Origin of the sequence: Bifidobacterium samirii (assembly GCF_003952945.1) — a bacterium.
GTDB classification, from domain to species: Bacteria; Actinomycetota; Actinomycetes; order Actinomycetales; family Bifidobacteriaceae; genus Bifidobacterium; species Bifidobacterium samirii.
The window spans coordinates 1-16,133 of sequence record NZ_QXGK01000024.1; the positions used below are offsets into that span (position 1 = coordinate 1).

Annotated in this window: 10 protein-coding genes and 1 tRNA gene; 9 read left to right on the plus strand and 2 right to left on the minus strand. The window is 69.2% G+C overall.

The window, feature by feature from the left end:
* The first annotated feature begins 53 nt into the window (after positions 1-53).
* Positions 54-129 (plus strand) — tRNA-Asn (locus tag D2E24_RS09345).
* Positions 130-616: 487 nt separating this feature from the next.
* Positions 617-1,006 carry a M23 family metallopeptidase gene (locus D2E24_RS10665; protein WP_241222949.1) on the plus strand — a complete coding sequence of 130 codons (390 nt, stop codon included), beginning with the start codon at positions 617-619 and terminating at the stop codon, positions 1,004-1,006.
* A 165-nt stretch (positions 1,007-1,171) separates the two neighbouring features.
* On the opposite strand, the gene D2E24_RS09355 is transcribed toward D2E24_RS10665, so the two are convergent.
* Positions 1,172-2,050 (minus strand): bifunctional hydroxymethylpyrimidine kinase/phosphomethylpyrimidine kinase, encoded by an 879-nt coding sequence (locus D2E24_RS09355; RefSeq protein ID WP_125969066.1) that lies wholly within the window; start codon positions 2,048-2,050, stop codon positions 1,172-1,174.
* Between the two features lie 330 nt (positions 2,051-2,380).
* On the opposite strand from D2E24_RS09355, the gene D2E24_RS09360 reads away from it, so the two are divergent.
* The 4 genes from D2E24_RS09360 to D2E24_RS10735 all read left to right on the plus strand — a co-directional run bounded on the left by D2E24_RS09360 (position 2,381) and on the right by D2E24_RS10735 (position 8,786).
* Positions 2,381-3,697, plus strand: coding sequence for an O-acetylhomoserine aminocarboxypropyltransferase/cysteine synthase family protein (locus D2E24_RS09360; protein ID WP_125969067.1), 1,317 nt, complete (start codon positions 2,381-2,383; stop codon positions 3,695-3,697).
* Positions 3,698-3,918: 221 nt separating this feature from the next.
* A complete protein-coding gene (locus tag D2E24_RS09365) occupies positions 3,919-4,683 on the plus strand; it encodes an ABC transporter ATP-binding protein (protein WP_125969068.1) in 765 nt (254 codons plus the stop codon).
* Between the two features lie 12 nt (positions 4,684-4,695).
* The gene (locus D2E24_RS09370) at positions 4,696-7,401 is read left to right on the plus strand and encodes an ABC transporter permease (protein WP_125969069.1); all 2,706 of its coding nucleotides are present in this window, start codon (positions 4,696-4,698) and stop codon (positions 7,399-7,401) included.
* A 410-nt stretch (positions 7,402-7,811) separates the two neighbouring features.
* On the plus strand, positions 7,812-8,786 hold the full coding sequence (locus tag D2E24_RS10735; RefSeq protein ID WP_125969070.1) for a response regulator: 975 nt from the start codon (positions 7,812-7,814) through the stop codon (positions 8,784-8,786).
* A gap of 335 nt (positions 8,787-9,121) precedes the next feature.
* Here the strand turns inward: D2E24_RS10735 and D2E24_RS09380 are convergent, their stop codons facing one another.
* Positions 9,122-12,052, minus strand: coding sequence for a sensor histidine kinase (locus tag D2E24_RS09380; protein WP_125969071.1), 2,931 nt, complete (start codon positions 12,050-12,052; stop codon positions 9,122-9,124).
* A gap of 195 nt (positions 12,053-12,247) precedes the next feature.
* Between D2E24_RS09380 and D2E24_RS09385 the strand changes: the two genes are divergently transcribed.
* From D2E24_RS09385 to D2E24_RS09395, 3 genes are all read left to right on the plus strand, one after another.
* Positions 12,248-13,594 (plus strand): alpha/beta fold hydrolase, encoded by a 1,347-nt coding sequence (locus D2E24_RS09385; protein ID WP_125969072.1) that lies wholly within the window; start codon positions 12,248-12,250, stop codon positions 13,592-13,594.
* Between the two features lie 48 nt (positions 13,595-13,642).
* Positions 13,643-14,470, plus strand: coding sequence for a pyrroline-5-carboxylate reductase (gene proC / locus D2E24_RS09390; RefSeq protein ID WP_125969073.1), 828 nt, complete (start codon positions 13,643-13,645; stop codon positions 14,468-14,470).
* A gap of 135 nt (positions 14,471-14,605) precedes the next feature.
* Entirely contained in the window at positions 14,606-16,066 is a 1,461-nt protein-coding gene (locus tag D2E24_RS09395; protein ID WP_164521087.1) for an L-serine ammonia-lyase, read from the plus strand.
* Positions 16,067-16,133: the final 67 nt, after the last annotated feature.

The following is a 16,133-nucleotide window of genomic DNA, read 5'->3' on the forward strand; positions in this document are numbered from 1 at the left end:
CCCAGTCGCAGGAGCTTCGGTCGGGACTCCGGTTCCGGTTGATAATTGAATATTCCTGCGTAGCTCAGTTGGCAGAGCATCCGACTGTTAATCGGACGGTCACTGGTTCAAGCCCAGTCGCAGGAGCCATGCGAAGCCCCTCGGGAGACCGAGGGGCTTTTTGTTTTCCATGATGCGCGCCGCCGGCTGTGCGGCGACGCATACCATCGGTTCCGGTTCCGGACAACATATCGGCGGGCATGTGGATAACTCGGAGCTTTCGACCACATACCCCGATCCGGCTGGACACGGCTCCCTCCCATACGGCAAGGTGGAGTCACGGCTCGGGGGAGAAACCCTCGCAGTCGTCAAGGCGATCGGCACGGGCGCGGTCGCACGGGGAAACGGGGGAACGATGGACAGGTCCGAGGAACGCATGAACGCGCGTCGACGGGAGCGGATGCGCCGGCGGGAGCGGGAACGCCGCCGAGGGGACGAACGACGGCGGATGATGACCGCGTCGCTCTGTGCGACCGGCGCGCTCGCCTGCACGCTGACCGGCGGCATGACGGGGATGCCGGTGCGGGCGGATGATGCCGTACCGGAAACGGGATGCACGACGGTGATGACATGGCCCGTGGAACGGCCCAAGGTGACGTCGCCGTTCGACGAACCGGAGCAGCGATGGCTCGCCGGCCATCGCGGCGTCGATCTGGAGGCCGAGGCCGGGACGGAGCTGACGGCACCGGCCGACGGCACGGTGTCGTTCGCCGGCAAGGTCGGCGGCAAGTCGGTCGTGAGCCTCAACCACGGCAACGGCATGACGTCGTCGTTCGAGCCGGCGGCAACGGATCTGGACGTCGGCGCGTCGGTGCTCCGGGGCGAGCCGTTCGCCCGGTCGGACGGGAAGTCGGACCATTGCGACGACGCATGCGTGCACTGGGGCGTGCGACGGTCCAAGGACGACTATCTCGACCCGCAGCGGCTCGTCTCGAAGCGGCGCATCGCGCTCAAACCGGTGGAATGATGCTCCGTCCGGACACTGCCGGGCGGTCGGTTGGTCGTAATGGTCGGATGGATGCCGTCGGTCGGGGCGGCCGGGATGCACGGCGGCCCCGGAGACCGGTCATGCGATGGAACGGCATGACCGGCCTCCGGGGCCGGGTCGGAAACGAATGCGCAGCGGACGGGATCAGCGGCGCACGAGGCCGGTGAGCGCGCCGAGGTTGAGCTCGAAGCTCACGCCGCGCTCCTCGAAGTTCGGCTGGTTGCGGGTGCTGGCCATCGCGTCGCGCACGAACTCGCCGGCGATGTGCGCCGACTCGCCCAGGCCGCGGCCGGCGAGGACCGCGCCGCACAGGGCGGACGCGAACGCGTCGCCGGTGCCGTGGATCATGTACGGCAGCTTCTCGTGGGCCAGTTCGAGCTTGCCTGCGACGCCGACGGACGCCGAGGCGACGTAGTTGCGCAGCAGGCCGTCGCCGCGGTCGATGCCCTTGAGCACCACGTTCTTCGCGCCCAGCGCGAGCAGCGCGTCGAGCGTCACGTCCACGGCGGCATCGTCGAGGTCCTGGCCCTGATAGTCGCGGCCGGTGAGGATCGACGCCTCGGTCAGGTTCGGCATGAGCACGTCGGCGCCGTCGGCCAGCGCGCCCATCGCCTCGCACAGTTCGGCCGTGTACGTCGGATACATCACGCCGCCGTCGCCCATGACCGGGTCGACCAGACGCAGCGCGTGCGGGTATTCGCGGTACAGACGCTGGATGAGCGCCACCTGATCGGCCGAGCCGAGGAAGCCGGAATACACGCCGTCGAGATCCACGTTCTCGGCGCGCCACGCATCCAGATAGCCGGACAGGATGTCGGTCGTGTCGTGGAACGTGAACGTCTCGTACTTGGTGTGTGCGGAGAACAGCGCGGTGGGGACCGGACACACGTCGCAGCCGGCCGCGGACAGGATCGGGATGGCCGCGGTCAGCGAGCACTTGCCGTAGCCGCACATGTCGTGCACGGCGGCGACGCGGGGAATGTACAGGGGGTTGCGGTCGTAGAGAACGACGTCTTCGCTCATGGTCTTTTCGCCTTTCGTTGAGGACGGTCACGACTGTAGCGCGGCTCGTGGCCGGATGCGCGTTCCGTCCGCGTTCCGAATCGCGCTCCGGCCGTCCGAATACGGCGTGTCGCGGCGCCGGGACGAGGTTTTCCGACGTTCCCCACCGCCCCGGAACCCAATCGCCGCAAGGGTTGATAAGGGGGTATAGGCAACGGCGATAACGTCCGGCTTGCGTCGGGGCGCGTCGTCCCCGTAGCCTGTGAAACCAGCAACCCCGACGGGCCGGCGGCACCGGACCGGCCGGCGGGGGAGAACGACACGAACACCCCACCCATGAAGGAGACGATCATGAGCGACGCGAAGCACAACTACCGTTTCGAGACCCTGCAGCTGCACGTGGGCCAGGAGCACGCCGACCCGGCCACCGACGCGCGCGCCGTGCCGATCTACCAGACCACCAGCTACGTGTTCCACGACTTCGACCACGCCGAGGCCCGCTTCGGTCTGGCCGACCCGGGCAACATCTACGGCCGTCTGACCAACTCCACGCAGGGCGTGTTCGAGGACCGCATCGCCGCCCTCGAAGGCGGCACCGCGGGCCTGGCCGTCGCCTCGGGCGCCGCCGCCGTCGAATACGCGGTGCGCAACATCACCCAGGCCGGCGACCACATCGTCGCCGCGAAGAACATCTACGGCGGCACGTTCAACCTGCTGCGCCACACGCTGCCGCGCGACGGCATCACCACCACCTTCGTCGACACCGAGGACCCGTCCAGCTTCGAGGCAGCGATCCAGGAGAACACGAAGCTCGTCTACTTCGAGACGTTCGGCAACCCGAACGCCGACCTGCCCGACTTCGAGGCCATCGCCGAGATCGCCCACCGCCACCATCTGCCGGTGATCGTCGACAACACGTTCGCCACCCCGTACCTGTTCCGCCCGCTGGAGCACGGCGCCGACGTCGTGGTCGAATCGGCCACCAAGTTCATCGGCGGCCACGGTACCACCCTCGGCGGCGTCATCGTCGAAGGCGGCAACTTCGACTGGGCCGCCGTGCCGGGCAAGTTCCCGACCCTCACCGAGCCGGATCCGAGCTACCACGGTCTGAACTTCTACGAGGCGCTCGGCGGCACCGCGTTCGTGACCCGCATCCGCGCGATCCTGCTGCGCGACACCGGCGCCACGCTGAGCCCGTTCGCCGCGTTCCTGCTGCTGCAGGGCGTCGAGACGCTGTCCCTGCGCGTCGAACGCCACGTCGAGAACGCGCTCAAGGTCGTCGACTACCTGCGCACCGTGCCCGAGGTCGAATCCGTGTCCCACCCGAGCATCGAAGGCCGACGCGACCACGAGCTGTACACGAAGTACTTCCCGAACGGCGGCGGCTCGATCTTCACGTTCGACATCAAGGGCGGCAAGGACGCGGCGCGCGTCTTCATCGACAACCTGCACCTGTTCAGCCTGCTGGCCAACGTGGCCGACGCCAAGAGCCTGGTGATCCACCCCGCGTCCACCACCCACTCGCAGGAGACCGCCGAGGAGCTCGAGGACCAGGGCATCCACCAGGGCACCATCCGCCTGTCGATCGGCACCGAGAACATCGAGGACATCCTCGACGACCTCAAGGGCGCGTTCGAGGCGGTGCGCGCCTCCGGCCTGGCCCGCTGACCCGCTTGCCCGCCGACCCGTCGGCCCGCCGGGCCCATCGACCCCGGACCGTCGCTCCCGGCACGACCCCGACCGGCCCCGTCATCCTTCGGGATGACGGGGCCTCGTCATGCCCGCCGCGGTTCAGCCCGCCGCACGATGCCGCCGCACCCCTCCGCCGGCGTACCGTGGCATCATCAGCCGGGGAAGCGCCCCGGCACGTACGACGAGAGGGCTTCATCATGGAAGGCAACGGCAATCCGACCGCCATCGAGGCGATCGACCTGGTCAAGGACTACGGCAGCGGCGACACGGCCGTGCACGCGCTGCGCGGCGTGAACGTGCGCTTCGAGAAGGGACGCTTCACCGCGATCATGGGCCCGTCCGGCTCGGGCAAGTCCACGCTCATGCACACGCTCGCCGGCCTCGACTCGGCCACGTCCGGCCGCATCGTGTTCGACGGCGCCGACATCACCCGCATGGACGACGACCAGCTCACCCTGCTGCGCCGCCACCGCATCGGCTTCATCTTCCAGAGCTTCAACCTGCTGCCGATGTTCACCGCCGAACAGAACATCGTCATGCCGCTCACGCTCGCCGGCGAGAAGCCGGACCGCGCCTGGTTCGACATGCTCGTCGACACGCTGGGCCTGCGTTCCCGCCTCGACCATCGCCCCAACGAACTGTCCGGCGGCCAGCAGCAGCGCGTCGCCATCGCCCGCGCGCTCATCTCCAAGCCGTCGCTCGTCTTCGCCGACGAGCCGACCGGCAACCTCGACTCGGTGTCCAGCGCCGAAGTGCTCAGCTTCCTCAAAAGCTCCGTGCGCGAGCTGAACCAGACGATCATCATGGTCACGCACGACGCGGTCGCCGCCTCGTACGCGGACCGCGCGATCGTGTTCGCCGACGGCCGCATCGTCGCCGACGAGGACGCGCCCACAGCCGACCGCATGAACGCGCTGCTCATGGCCGAACGCGAACGCGCCACCCGCGCGATGGGCCGCTAAGGAGGCTCCGTCATGTTCTCCATCACGCTCAAGCTCATGCGCAGGAACATGCGCATGCTCATCCCCGCCGGCATCGCGATCCTCATCGGCACCGCGTTCATCGCCGCCACGTTCCTGTTCGGCAATTCGATGAACGACGCGCTCGCCCGCCAGAGGACCGCCCAGTACGGCGAGGCGAACTTCTCCGTCATGGCCGACCTGCCCTCCGACGCATCCGACGAACGAATTCAGACCGCGTACGAGCGCACCGTCGGCGACTTCCACCTCGACCAGATGGCCGCCGTCGACGGCGTGGCCGGCGTGCGCGCCGAAGCCACGGCCCAGATCGTCGTCTCCAAGGGCGACGTGCACGTCAGCGGCATGGCCGTCGCCACGTCCGCCGACGCGAAGCTGCTGCCGGTGGACGTCGCCGACGGCGCCCAGCCCGACGGCGACGGCGGCATCGCCCTGCCCAAGGGCGTCGCCTCCCAGCTGGGCGTCGGCATCGGCGACGACGTCACCGTCACCTCCCTCTGGGCCGACCCCATGACCCTGCGCGTCACCGGCCTGACCGACGACCCGGACGGCTCCTACTCGTACTACGGCGGCGCATCCGTCCTCTCCGACGACGCGATGGCCGCGATGAACGGCGTCGGCTCGTTCGACGAGATCATCTGCCTCTCATACCTGCTCGACATCCCCGGCGCCGGCGCCGACGGCACCCGGCCGGACATCGCCGCCAAGCAGGCCATCGACAAGGTCGAGGTGCTGCTGCCGGACGACTACCGGCTCATCGACCGCGCCGAACTCGACCGCATGATGGTCGACGGACTCACCGACTCCGCCGGCACCGGCGTGTTCACCACGTTCCTGCTCAGCTTCGGCATCCTCGCCCTGCTCGTCGCCGCGCTCGTCATCGCCAACACCTTCCAGGTGCTCGTCGCCCAGCGCCGCCGCACCCTCGCCTTGCTGCGCACCATCGGCGCGAAGAAGGGCCAGCTGTACGCATCCGTCCTGTTCGAAGCCGGCGTGCTGGGCCTGGTCGCCTCGATCCTCGGCACCGTCACCGGCTGCGGGCTCATGGCCGCGCTGTGCGCGTCCGGCCTGATGAAGGCCACCGGCTTCTACATGCGGTTCGTCGCCAGCTGGCCCGTGTTCGTCGTGCCGCTCGCCTTCGGCATCGTCGTCACCGTCCTCGCCGCGATCGGCTCCGCCCGGTCCGCGACCGCCGTCACCCCGCTCGAAGCGCTGCGCCCGATCGAACTGACCGACACCCGCCGCGCCGGGCGCATCCGCCTCATCGCCTCCGTGGCCATGGCGCTCATCGGCGTGATCGCCGCCGCGCTCGCCGCATGGCAGATCCACGAGATGACCGCCGGCCGCGACTCGCTCGCCACCGGCAACTACTCGCTCGTCCTGCTCGCCGCCATCGGCGGATGCGCGCTCGTGTTCGTCGCGCTCGTCCTGTCCGCCGCGTTCTGGATGCCCCGGCTCATGCGCGGCGTCGGCGGCATCGTCGCCAAGGTCGGCCCCAGCGCCACGATCGCCCACGCCAACATCCAGAAGAACCCGCGCCGCGTCGCCGCCACCGGCGCCGCGCTCCTCATCGGCGTCACCCTCGTCGCCACCATCGCCACCGGTGCCACCAGCGCCAAGCAGACGATGGGCGAGGCGCTCGCCACCCGCTACAGCGTCGACATGGTCGCCATCGGCAGCGACATGACCGAACGACAGGCCGACGACGCCGGCAAGGTCAAGGGCGTCACGCACGCCGTGTACGCGCCGGCCACCCTGCGCTACACGACCGACAAGGACGGCGACGCGCTCAGCGTGCTGCTCGTCGGCGTCAGGAGCGTGGACGAACTCAAGATGGTCATGCACGCCGACCTCGGCTCGGCGACCATCGACGGCGACGACGTGATCATGTCCACCTACTCGGCGTTCAGCGGCAAGAAGATCGCGTTCGGCAAGGACGACGCCACCTTCACCGAGGAATACCCCGGCGGCGAAAGCGGCGGCGCCGACTCGACCGACTCCGCCGACTCGTCCGCCGGCACCGCCGCCGAACGCCAGCCGCTGACCCTCAAGCCGGTCCAGGCCGACTTCCGCCGCGTCTCCGGCAGCTACGACCTCGTCGCCTTCGTCTCCGCCGACCACTTCACCGACCATCGCCTCGCCGCCGACATGCACATGCTGCTCATGAGCGTCGACGCCGACAAGGCCGGCACCACGCTCAACGACACGCTCAGCGGCGTGCAGAACGCGTTCTCCGGCGCCGCCGACGTGCAGGTCACCGGCCCCATCGCCGAACGCGCCACCTGGGAGAACAGCATCAACGCGATGATGGCGCTCCTCGTCGGCCTGATCGCCGTCGCCGTGCTCATCGCCCTGGTCGGCGTGGCCAACACGCTCAGCCTGTCCGTCATCGAACGCACCCGCGAATCGGCCACCCTGCGCGCCATCGGCATGACCCGCGGCCAGCTGCGCCGCTCCCTGGCCGTCGAGGCGCTGCTGCTGTCGCTCGTCGCCGGCGTCGTCGGCGTGATCGTCGGCACCCTGTTCGGCTGGCTCGGCTCCTACATGGTGTTCAGCCTGTACGGTCAGGTCGTGTTCCCGTTCGAATGGACCGCCAACGGCACGGTGCTCGCCGTGGCCGCGATCGCCGCGCTCGTCGCCAGCGTCGCGCCCGCCCGCCGCGCCGTGCGCACGCCCCCGGTCGAGGCGCTCGCCGAGGCCTGATCCGGGACCGGGTCTCCGCCCGGTCGATATGACAGGGCCCGGGTGTCCGATTCCTCCGATGGAACCGGGCGCCCGGGCCCTCGTCGCATCATCGTGCGTCGTGATTCGTATGGAACCGCAGTCCGGCATGTAGATTGCGACGCTGGACGGACTGTTTGCGACGGGATTCGTAAGATTTGCGTCCGTTGCATACCAATTGCGACGCGGACGGGCTGATTCGCGTCGCTATTCGTAAGATTCGCGTCCGTTGCATGCGGATTGCGACGCTGGTGGATCCGTTCGCGTCGCAATTCGTATGAAACAGCCATGACGGCGGCGTGACGATGGCATCGTGCCGTCGTGATGATTCAGGGAACGTTCAGGGTGTCGGCGGGCCGGATGTCCGTCGTAGACGGGATACAGTGGAGGGCATGAACGAACACAACAGGATTCGCGTCGTCATCGCCGACGATCAGGAGCTGGTACGCGCCGGCTTCGCGATGGTCATCGGCTCGCAGCCGGATATGGAGGTCGTCGGTCAGGCCGGCGATGGCGCGCAGGCGGTCGCACTGGCCGAGACGCTGCGCCCCGACGTGGTGCTCATGGATGTGCGCATGCCCGGCATGGACGGATTGGAGGCGACCGGGCGCATCAGCGCGCTCGCCCCGGCCGCCGGCGGCGTCGCCGGGGCGGCCGACGCCAGATTCGGCGCGATCGGTGCACCCGGTGCGGTCGTCGGCGCGCAGACCGGCATGATCAACGGCATGACGGCCGCCGCGGCTGGACCGACCGGCGCATCGTCGGCGAACACGACCACGCCGGTGCGCACGACGCGCGTCATCATCCTGACGACGTTCGACCTCGACGAGTACGTGATGGCCGCGATCAACGCGGGCGCATCCGGATTCCTGCTCAAGGACACCGAACCGGAGACGCTGCTGAGTTCGATCCGCACCGTGTTCAACGGCAACGCGATCATCGCGCCGAGCGCCACCAAGCGGCTCATCGAGAAGATGATGCAGGACGGCTACACGCATGGCGGCGCCGTGGCGGGAACCACGGCTGCCGGACCGGGAGCCGGTATGCCGTCGGCGCCGATGGCCGGCGGCTACGGTCATGCGACGCCCGTGCAGCCGGCCCCCGGAACGACGCTCCCCGGACAGGCGTCCGCCGCAACCGACGCGCAGCCGGCCTTCTACACCGATCCGGAACTCGAGCTGCTCACCGACCGCGAACGCGAGGTGCTCATCGAGATCGCGCACGGGCTGAGCAATCAGGAGATCGCCGACAAGCTGTACATCAGCCTGCCCACGGTCAAGACGCATGTGGCGCACATCCTCGCCAAGATCAACGCGCGCGACCGCGTCCAGGCCGTCGTCTTCGCCTACGACAACCGTCTCGTCTGACTGGTCGTCGTCATCCGCATGCGGATTGCGACGCAAACCGACCGCCTAGCGTCGCAATCCGTATATGACCGATGTGAATCTTACGAATCCCGTCGCGGATTGGACCATCCGCGTCGCAATCTGTAAACGAACAACGTCACCCATGCGAATCCCGTCGCAAACAGTCCGGCCAGCGTCGCAACCGGTATGCCGGACTGCGATTCCATACGGATTGCGTCGCAAAGCGGACCGCCCGAGGCGTCGCAATCAGGGCATAAGTCCAGCGTCGTATGCAGGTTGCGACGCAGAACGGCCTGTCCACGTCGCAACCCGCATACGAATGGTCTAACGTGACGTCATCGCGGAGCCGTCGCGCCGACGGCCGTCACCGGGGCGGCGTTGCGCAGCTGCTCGTCCAGCGAGGCCGCGGGACGCAACCGCATGTCCGGCTGCCGATGCTCGTGCGCCTCGTCGCTGAACCCGGTCTCGCGCAGCACGCCCAGCAGCTCGCGCATCCGCTTGAGCGCCGCACGGCCCTGCCGACCGATCGCGGCGAACTCGTCGCCGATCTCCTGCGCCGACGGCGTCACGCCGCGCGCGGCGGCCTCGTCGAGCATGCGGATGCCGGACGCGGCCTGGTCGATGACGCGCGTGAGCGTCTCGCTCACCTCGGTCTGGATGTTCGCGCCGATCCGGTCGCGCTCCATGTTCGCCGCCAGCACGCGCTGCTTGGCCTGCTCGGCCAGCAGCGCCTCCTCGCGCGCCTGCAGGACGAGCGCGTTCGAACCGCTCGACCGGCTCCAGCGCGCCGCCGCGATCATGGCCAGACACATGGCGAACACCATGCCGCTCCACATGACGAGATTGAACACCCGGCCGACCATCGTGGGCGCCGCGCTCATCTCGAAATCGGGGGAGCGCAGCAGCCAGCGTGCGATCGTCGAATATCCGGCCATCGACACCGTCACCTTGAACCCCACCGTCAGCGACACGAGCAGCGAGGAGGCGCCCGTCCAGCGCCAGGCGCGTTCACGCCCGTACATGACCGCCGAATACAACGCGCACAGCGAGAACATGTTCGTGACGAGGATCTCATCGACCAGCACCAGCTGCACCAGCGCGAACACGACCGTGACCGCAGCCGTCGTCTCGGGGAACCGCCGCCGGAACATGAGCGGCAGCGTCGACGTGGCCACGATCAGGATGTCCAGCGCGCGGCCGTACGCCGACACGGACGTGCCCCAGTCGAATATCGACGGCGGCGTGCCCAGACAGAACAGGAACAGGGCGGTCGTGAGCATGACGTCCGTGGCCAGATAATGCCGCTGCGTCCAGCGCGACAGGCGCTCCACCCAGTTGAACTCCGCGCCGCCTTCGGCCGCCGCCTGGACGAGCGGCCTGCGATGCAACCGCTCCGCCGCCTCCCGCCACGAGGGGATACGCGGGATCGACACGGGGGCAGCGGTCCGTATGCCGTCCGATACCCGGAACCCACGGTCCGACGCATCGGGACGCGCCCCCGACGGCATGGATGCCGACGCGCCGTCGCCGGACCGGGGGACATCCCGGTGGAACGACGGTCGCCGATCGGTGTTTCCGGCTGCCGGTGCTCCATCGGCCGGAGCGGAACCGTATGCCGCGGATGACGCCGGAACGGCAACGGGCATCATCGGGTTCGCCGTCGTCCCAGCCGTTTGGCCCGTCGCCGGCTCGGCCGCAGGACCCGCCGCCGATCCGCCCATCGGGTCTCCTGCGGGAACGCTTGAAGGAGCCCCCATCGGACCCATCGGCGTGGCCGGCATGGGCTTGGCGGGAGTGACGGCGGCGCTCGTGGCTGCCGTCATACCGGCGGTCGTCGCTAGGGGCATCGCCGCAGGCACAGCCGTGGCCGTCGCCGCGGCCTCCGCCAGTCCCGCCTCCGGCCGGTCCGGCGTTGTCCGGGTCGTTGCCAGCGGCAGCGTCGCGCGCACGGCGAAGCCGCCGCCGACGCGCGGACCGGCGTCCACCGTGCCGCCGGCCGCCCCGACGCGCTCGCGCATGCCCAGCAACCCGTAGCCGGGCTTGTGGCCGTCGAGCGTCGACGACGCGCCGCGGCCGTCGTCGACGACCGCGATCGTCAGCGAATCGGCAGTCCACGTCTCGTCGATCGTGACGTGCACGCCCCGCCCCGCATACTTGCGCACGTTCGTCAACGCCTCCTGGACGACGTGGTAGGCGGCGACGCCGGCGTCGGCGGACAGCCGCTGCGGCATGGGCGCCGACGGTCCGCCGACGCGCCGGACGATGCTGCCGTCGGCTGCGGCGTCGCGCGCCTGGCCGACCAGCGCGTCGATGTCGGCGTAGTCGGCGTGCGCGGATCCGCCGAACACGCCCAGCAGCCGCTTCATGTCGTGCAGGGCGCGCTCCGACTCGTGCCGGATCGTCTCCATCGTGCTGCGCGCCACGGCCGGATCGTGCGCGCCCGCGTACCGGCCGCCGTCCGACTGGACGATGATGATCGACAGCGTGTGCGCGACCACGTCGTGCATGTCGCGGGCGATGCGCGCCCGCTCCGCCAGTGCGGCGATGTGCCGCTCCTCGGCCTCGCCCGCCTCGATGGCCGCGTTGCGCTCCTGCATCATGCGGATGGTGACGAGCTGTGCGCGCTGCCAGAACGCGACGACGATCGCCGACGCCAGACACACCGCGATCGCGAGGAACGTGCCGAGCGTGCCGACGGAGAAGTATGTGGCGCACTGGCCGGTGATGCGGTGCGCCGGATAGAACAGGGCGCAGCTTTCGATGACGTACGACCCGTCCTCGGCCAGATAGTACTGCAGGTCGGAGGCGCGGATGTCCGGATCGATCAATGGGCCGGCGTCGGCCGCCCACGTGATGACCGCAGCCGCCAGCGCGGCGAGCGCGAACGACAGCACGATCGTGGGGACCGTGTCGCGCGGCTCGCCGTGCACGATCGCCGCATACAGCATGAACGGGGCGAACAGGTCGGTGAGGATGAGCGTGGGGCCGAAGACCAGATGCAGCACGACGATCGCGGCGAACAGCAGGACCGCCGTGCGCGGCCGCCACCGGCGCAGCGCCGTCGGCACGAGCAGCAGTACGGACCAGGCGAGCTGGGGCAGCGGCTCGTCGTAGGTGAACAGGAGTCCGGGGGAACCGGCGATGCCGGTGCCGACGTAGGCGAACGCGAAGAACAGCGCCCAGCAGACGGTGCCGAGCGCGTCGGCGGCCAGCGTATGCGCGCGCAGCCAGTGCGCGATGCGGGTCGGTCGTATCAGTCGAGTCATAGCGGTTCAAGGCTACCGCGGGCGGGGCGGAGCCGGCATCATGCGCAGGGATGAACGGGATGAACGGGATGAACGGGATGAACGGGATGAACGGAGTGGCCGGATGGTGGGCGATGGCGTGCGGATCGGCCCGGCGTTGTCCGGCGGCGACGGTGGAATGGACGGAGGTAGAGAGCCTTCGCGAAGGGAGCCAATGTGACGCTGCTTGCCGAATACTACGTTCCGGGACTGCATGTCGAGGACCGTTCGATCAGGGTGCCGCTCGACTGGACCGGGAACGAGCCCGGCAAGGCGTTCGACGGCGAGACGATCAGCCTGTTCTACCGTGTGGTGTGCGCGCCGGAGCGCATCCACGACGACCTGCCGCTGCTCGTGTTCCTGCAGGGCGGTCCGGGCGGCTGCGGTCCGCGCCCGCTCAACCCCTCGTCCGACGGCTGGATTGCCGAAGCGATCCGTCATTTCCGCGTGATCCTGCCCGACCAGCGCGGCACGGGCCGTTCGTCGCGCATCGACTCGCATGCGATGACCCGCCTCGCACCCGCCGGAGCCCGATCGCAGGCCGATTATCTCAAGCGCTTCCTCGCCGATTCGATCGTGCGCGACTTCGAGCATCTGCGCCGCACCGAGTTCGGCGGCGCGAAGTGGGTGACGCTGGGCCAGAGCTACGGCGGCTTCCTCACCCTCACCTACCTGTCGTTCTTCCCCGAGGGCGTGGCCGCGAGCTTCACCACCGGCGGTATCCCGCATGTGCCGGCCGACGCGACCGAAGTGTACGAGCACACGTTCCCGCGCATGCTCGCCAAGACCGCCCAGTACTACGAGCGCTACCCGCAGGACGTCGAACGTGTCGGCATGGTCGCCGACCTGCTGGCCGACGGCGGCGTGACGATGGCCAACGGCGACCCGTTCACCGTGCGCCGGCTGCAGTGCCTCGGCTCCGACTTCGGCATGAAGCTCAGCTTCGAACGCGTGCATTGGATCCTTGACGAGGCGTTCGTCGCCGACGACGGCGTCGCGTCGCGTGGGTCGGCGCTGTCCGACGAGTTCGTCGACCATGTGATGTCCGCCACGTCGTCGCGTCCGCTGTACTGGCCGCTGCAGGAGTTCATCTACGCCGACGGCGAGCTGGATGAGCCGATCCGCTGGGCCGCGCAGCGCGTGCGCGACACGATGCCCGAATTCGCCGAGGACCGCCGTCCGCTCGCCTTCACCGGCGAGGCGATGTTCCCGTGGATGTTCGAGGAGGAGACCGCGCTGCGCCCGTACCGTGCGGCGATGGACCTGCTCATGGAGGACACGCGCTTCGGCCGCATCTATGACGCGGACCGTCTGGCCGCCAACGACGTGCCGCTGCAGGCGGCCGTCTATTTCGACGACATGTACGTCGACTCGGGCATGCAGCTCGACACGCTCAGCCGCGTGGGTCGCTCCCACTACTGGGTCACCAACGAGTTCGAACACGACGGCCTGCACGGCGACCGGGTGTTCGCCCGCCTGTACCGCGAGGCGCTCGACCGCGGCGACCTCGCAGGCCTGTTTTAGACAGGTCGCATCCGGACAACCAAAGGAACGCAAGGGAAGGGAACCATCATGGAAGACATCACGAACGCCGCCGGCCTCGCCGGCATCACCGTCGGATTCATCGGCTACGGCAACATGGCGCAGGCCATCGCCAAGGGCCTCGTCGACGCGGGCGTCGTCGCGCCGGCTCGGATCGTCGCCTGCGCGGCCCACTACGACAAGCTGGAGCGCACCGCCGCCCAGCTGGGCGTGACGCCGCTGCACGACGCGGCCGAGGTCGCCGCCGCGGCCGACGTGGTCGTCGTGGCGATCAAGCCGTACCAGATCGAGTCGGTCGTCGGCCCGCTGGCCGGCACGCTCGCCGAGCCGGGCCGCATCGTCGTGTCCATCGCCGCCGGATGGGATCTGGAGCGCTACCGCACGCTGTTCGGCGAGACCGCCGACCGGATGCGCATCCAGTGCACGATCCCGAACACGCCGATGGCCGTCGGCAAGGGCGTGCTAGTCACCGAAGCCGCGAACACGCTCGACGAACGCGGCACCGCGGTCTTCGAGGCGCTGTTCGCGCCGATCAGCCTGATCGAACGCGTCGACACCGCCCATATGACCATCGCGATGACCATCGCCGGATGCGCGCCCGCGTTCACCGACATGTATCTGGAGGCGCTGGGCGACGCCGGCGTCAAGTACGGTCTGCAGCGCGCCGCCGCCTACCGGATGGCCGCGAAGATGATCGAAGGCGTCGGCGCGCTCTACATGGCCACCGGCACCCATCCGGGCGCGATGAAGGACGCCGTGTGCTCGCCGGGCGGCACCACGATCCGCGGTGTCTCGCAGCTGGAGAAGGACGGCTTCCGCGGCGCGGTCATCGACGCCGTCGACGCGATCCAGGCCTGACCGGTCCCGTCGGGCCGGCGACGGCGCCGACGGACCCCGATGATTCGGCACGCCATCGCGCCGCCGTGTACGATGGCACGGCGGCGCAACTGCCGCGACAGTCCATACATGCCCGCACGACGGAAAGGACCCACCGTGTTCAGCATCCTCGACATGTTCAAGATCGGCGTCGGCCCCAGCTCGTCGCACACCGTGGGACCGATGTGCGCGGCACACGCGTTCGCGTCCTCACTGCGCGAGACGGGCCTGATCGACCGCGTGGCGCGCGTGCGCACCGTGCTCTACGGCTCCCTGTCCCTGACCGGCATGGGCCACGGCACCGACCGCGCCGCCGTCGCCGGCCTCGAAGGCAACCTGCCGGACACCGTCGACACCGACCACGTCCTGACCATCCGCGAGACGTGCGAGCGCACCGGCACGCTGCGGCTGGCCGGCGTGCGCGACATCGCGTTCGACTACGGGCACGACGTGGTGTTCGACCTGTGGCGCCGGCTCGCCGCCCACCCCAACGGCATGCGCTTCGAGGCGTATGACGAGACGGGGGAGAAGGTCGACGAGCAGGTCTGGTATTCGATCGGCGGCGGGTTCATCCGCCGGGGCGGCGTCGACGATCCGATGATCGGCATCCACGACCGCCCGCCGGCGGGGACCGCGTTCGCCGACGAGGAGGAGCCGTCGACGGTCGGATTCGGCCCGCATGTGCCGTACGATTTCGCGTCCGGCGACGAGCTGATCGCCATCTGCCGCCGCGAGGGACTGTCGATCGCGGACGTGGTGTGGTCCAACGAGACCGCGATGCGCCCCGCCGACGAGGTGCGCGCCGAACTGCTGCATGTGTGGCGCACGATGCGCGCGTGCGTGGCCAACGGCTGTTCGAGCACGCAGGACGTGCTGCCGGGCGGACTGGACGTGCCGCGGCGTGCGCCGAGGATGTACCGGCGCCTGTCGTCGGGCGGCGACATGCTCGCCCGCGACCGCCGCCGCATCGACGCGACGCTGGAGGATTCGGACGCGGCATGGGTGAACCTGTTCGCGCTGGCCGTCAACGAGGAGAACGCCGGCGGCGGCAGGATCGTGACCGCGCCGACGAACGGCTCGGCCGGCATCATCCCCGCCGTGCTCCACTACTACTGGCATTTCGTGCCGTCCGCGGACGAGGACGGCGTCGTGCGCTTCCTGCTGACAGCCGGCGCGATCGGCTACCTGTTCAAACGCAACGCGTCGATCTCCGGCGCGGAGGTCGGCTGCCAGGGCGAGGTCGGATCGGCGTGCTCGATGGCTGCCGGCGGCCTGTGCGCGGTGATGGGCGGCACGCCCGAACAGGTGGAGAACGCGGCCGAGATCGGCATCGAGCACAATCTGGGCCTGACGTGCGACCCGGTGGGCGGACTCGTGCAGATCCCGTGCATCGAACGCAATGCGATGGCCGCGAACACGGCCATCAACGCGGTGCGCATGGCGATGCTGGGCGACGGATCGCACATCGTCACCCTCGACCAGGCCATCAAGACGATGAAGGACACCGGCGAGGACATGATGGCCAAATACAAGGAGACGTCCAAGGGCGGTCTGGCCGTCAACGTCGTCGAATGCTGAACGCGTCCGTTCCTTCGTAACACGCGCGCAATCGAACGGTCTGCGTGTCCGCGGTGAGGTTGCAAGC

What these genes read in the sequence shown, in the direction of transcription:
- D2E24_RS09355 (WP_125969066.1), bottom strand. Translation starts at nt 2,050, where the DNA reads ATGAGCGAAGACGTCGTTCTCTACGACCGCAACCCCCTGTACATTCCC.
- D2E24_RS09380 (WP_125969071.1), bottom strand. Translation starts at nt 12,052, where the DNA reads ATGACTCGACTGATACGACCGACCCGCATCGCGCACTGGCTGCGCGCG.
- D2E24_RS09365 (WP_125969068.1), top strand. Translation starts at nt 3,919, where the DNA reads ATGGAAGGCAACGGCAATCCGACCGCCATCGAGGCGATCGACCTGGTC.
- proC (WP_125969073.1), top strand. Translation starts at nt 13,643, where the DNA reads ATGGAAGACATCACGAACGCCGCCGGCCTCGCCGGCATCACCGTCGGA.
- D2E24_RS10735 (WP_125969070.1), top strand. Translation starts at nt 7,812, where the DNA reads ATGAACGAACACAACAGGATTCGCGTCGTCATCGCCGACGATCAGGAG.
- D2E24_RS09360 (WP_125969067.1), top strand. Translation starts at nt 2,381, where the DNA reads ATGAGCGACGCGAAGCACAACTACCGTTTCGAGACCCTGCAGCTGCAC.
- D2E24_RS09370 (WP_125969069.1), top strand. Translation starts at nt 4,696, where the DNA reads ATGTTCTCCATCACGCTCAAGCTCATGCGCAGGAACATGCGCATGCTC.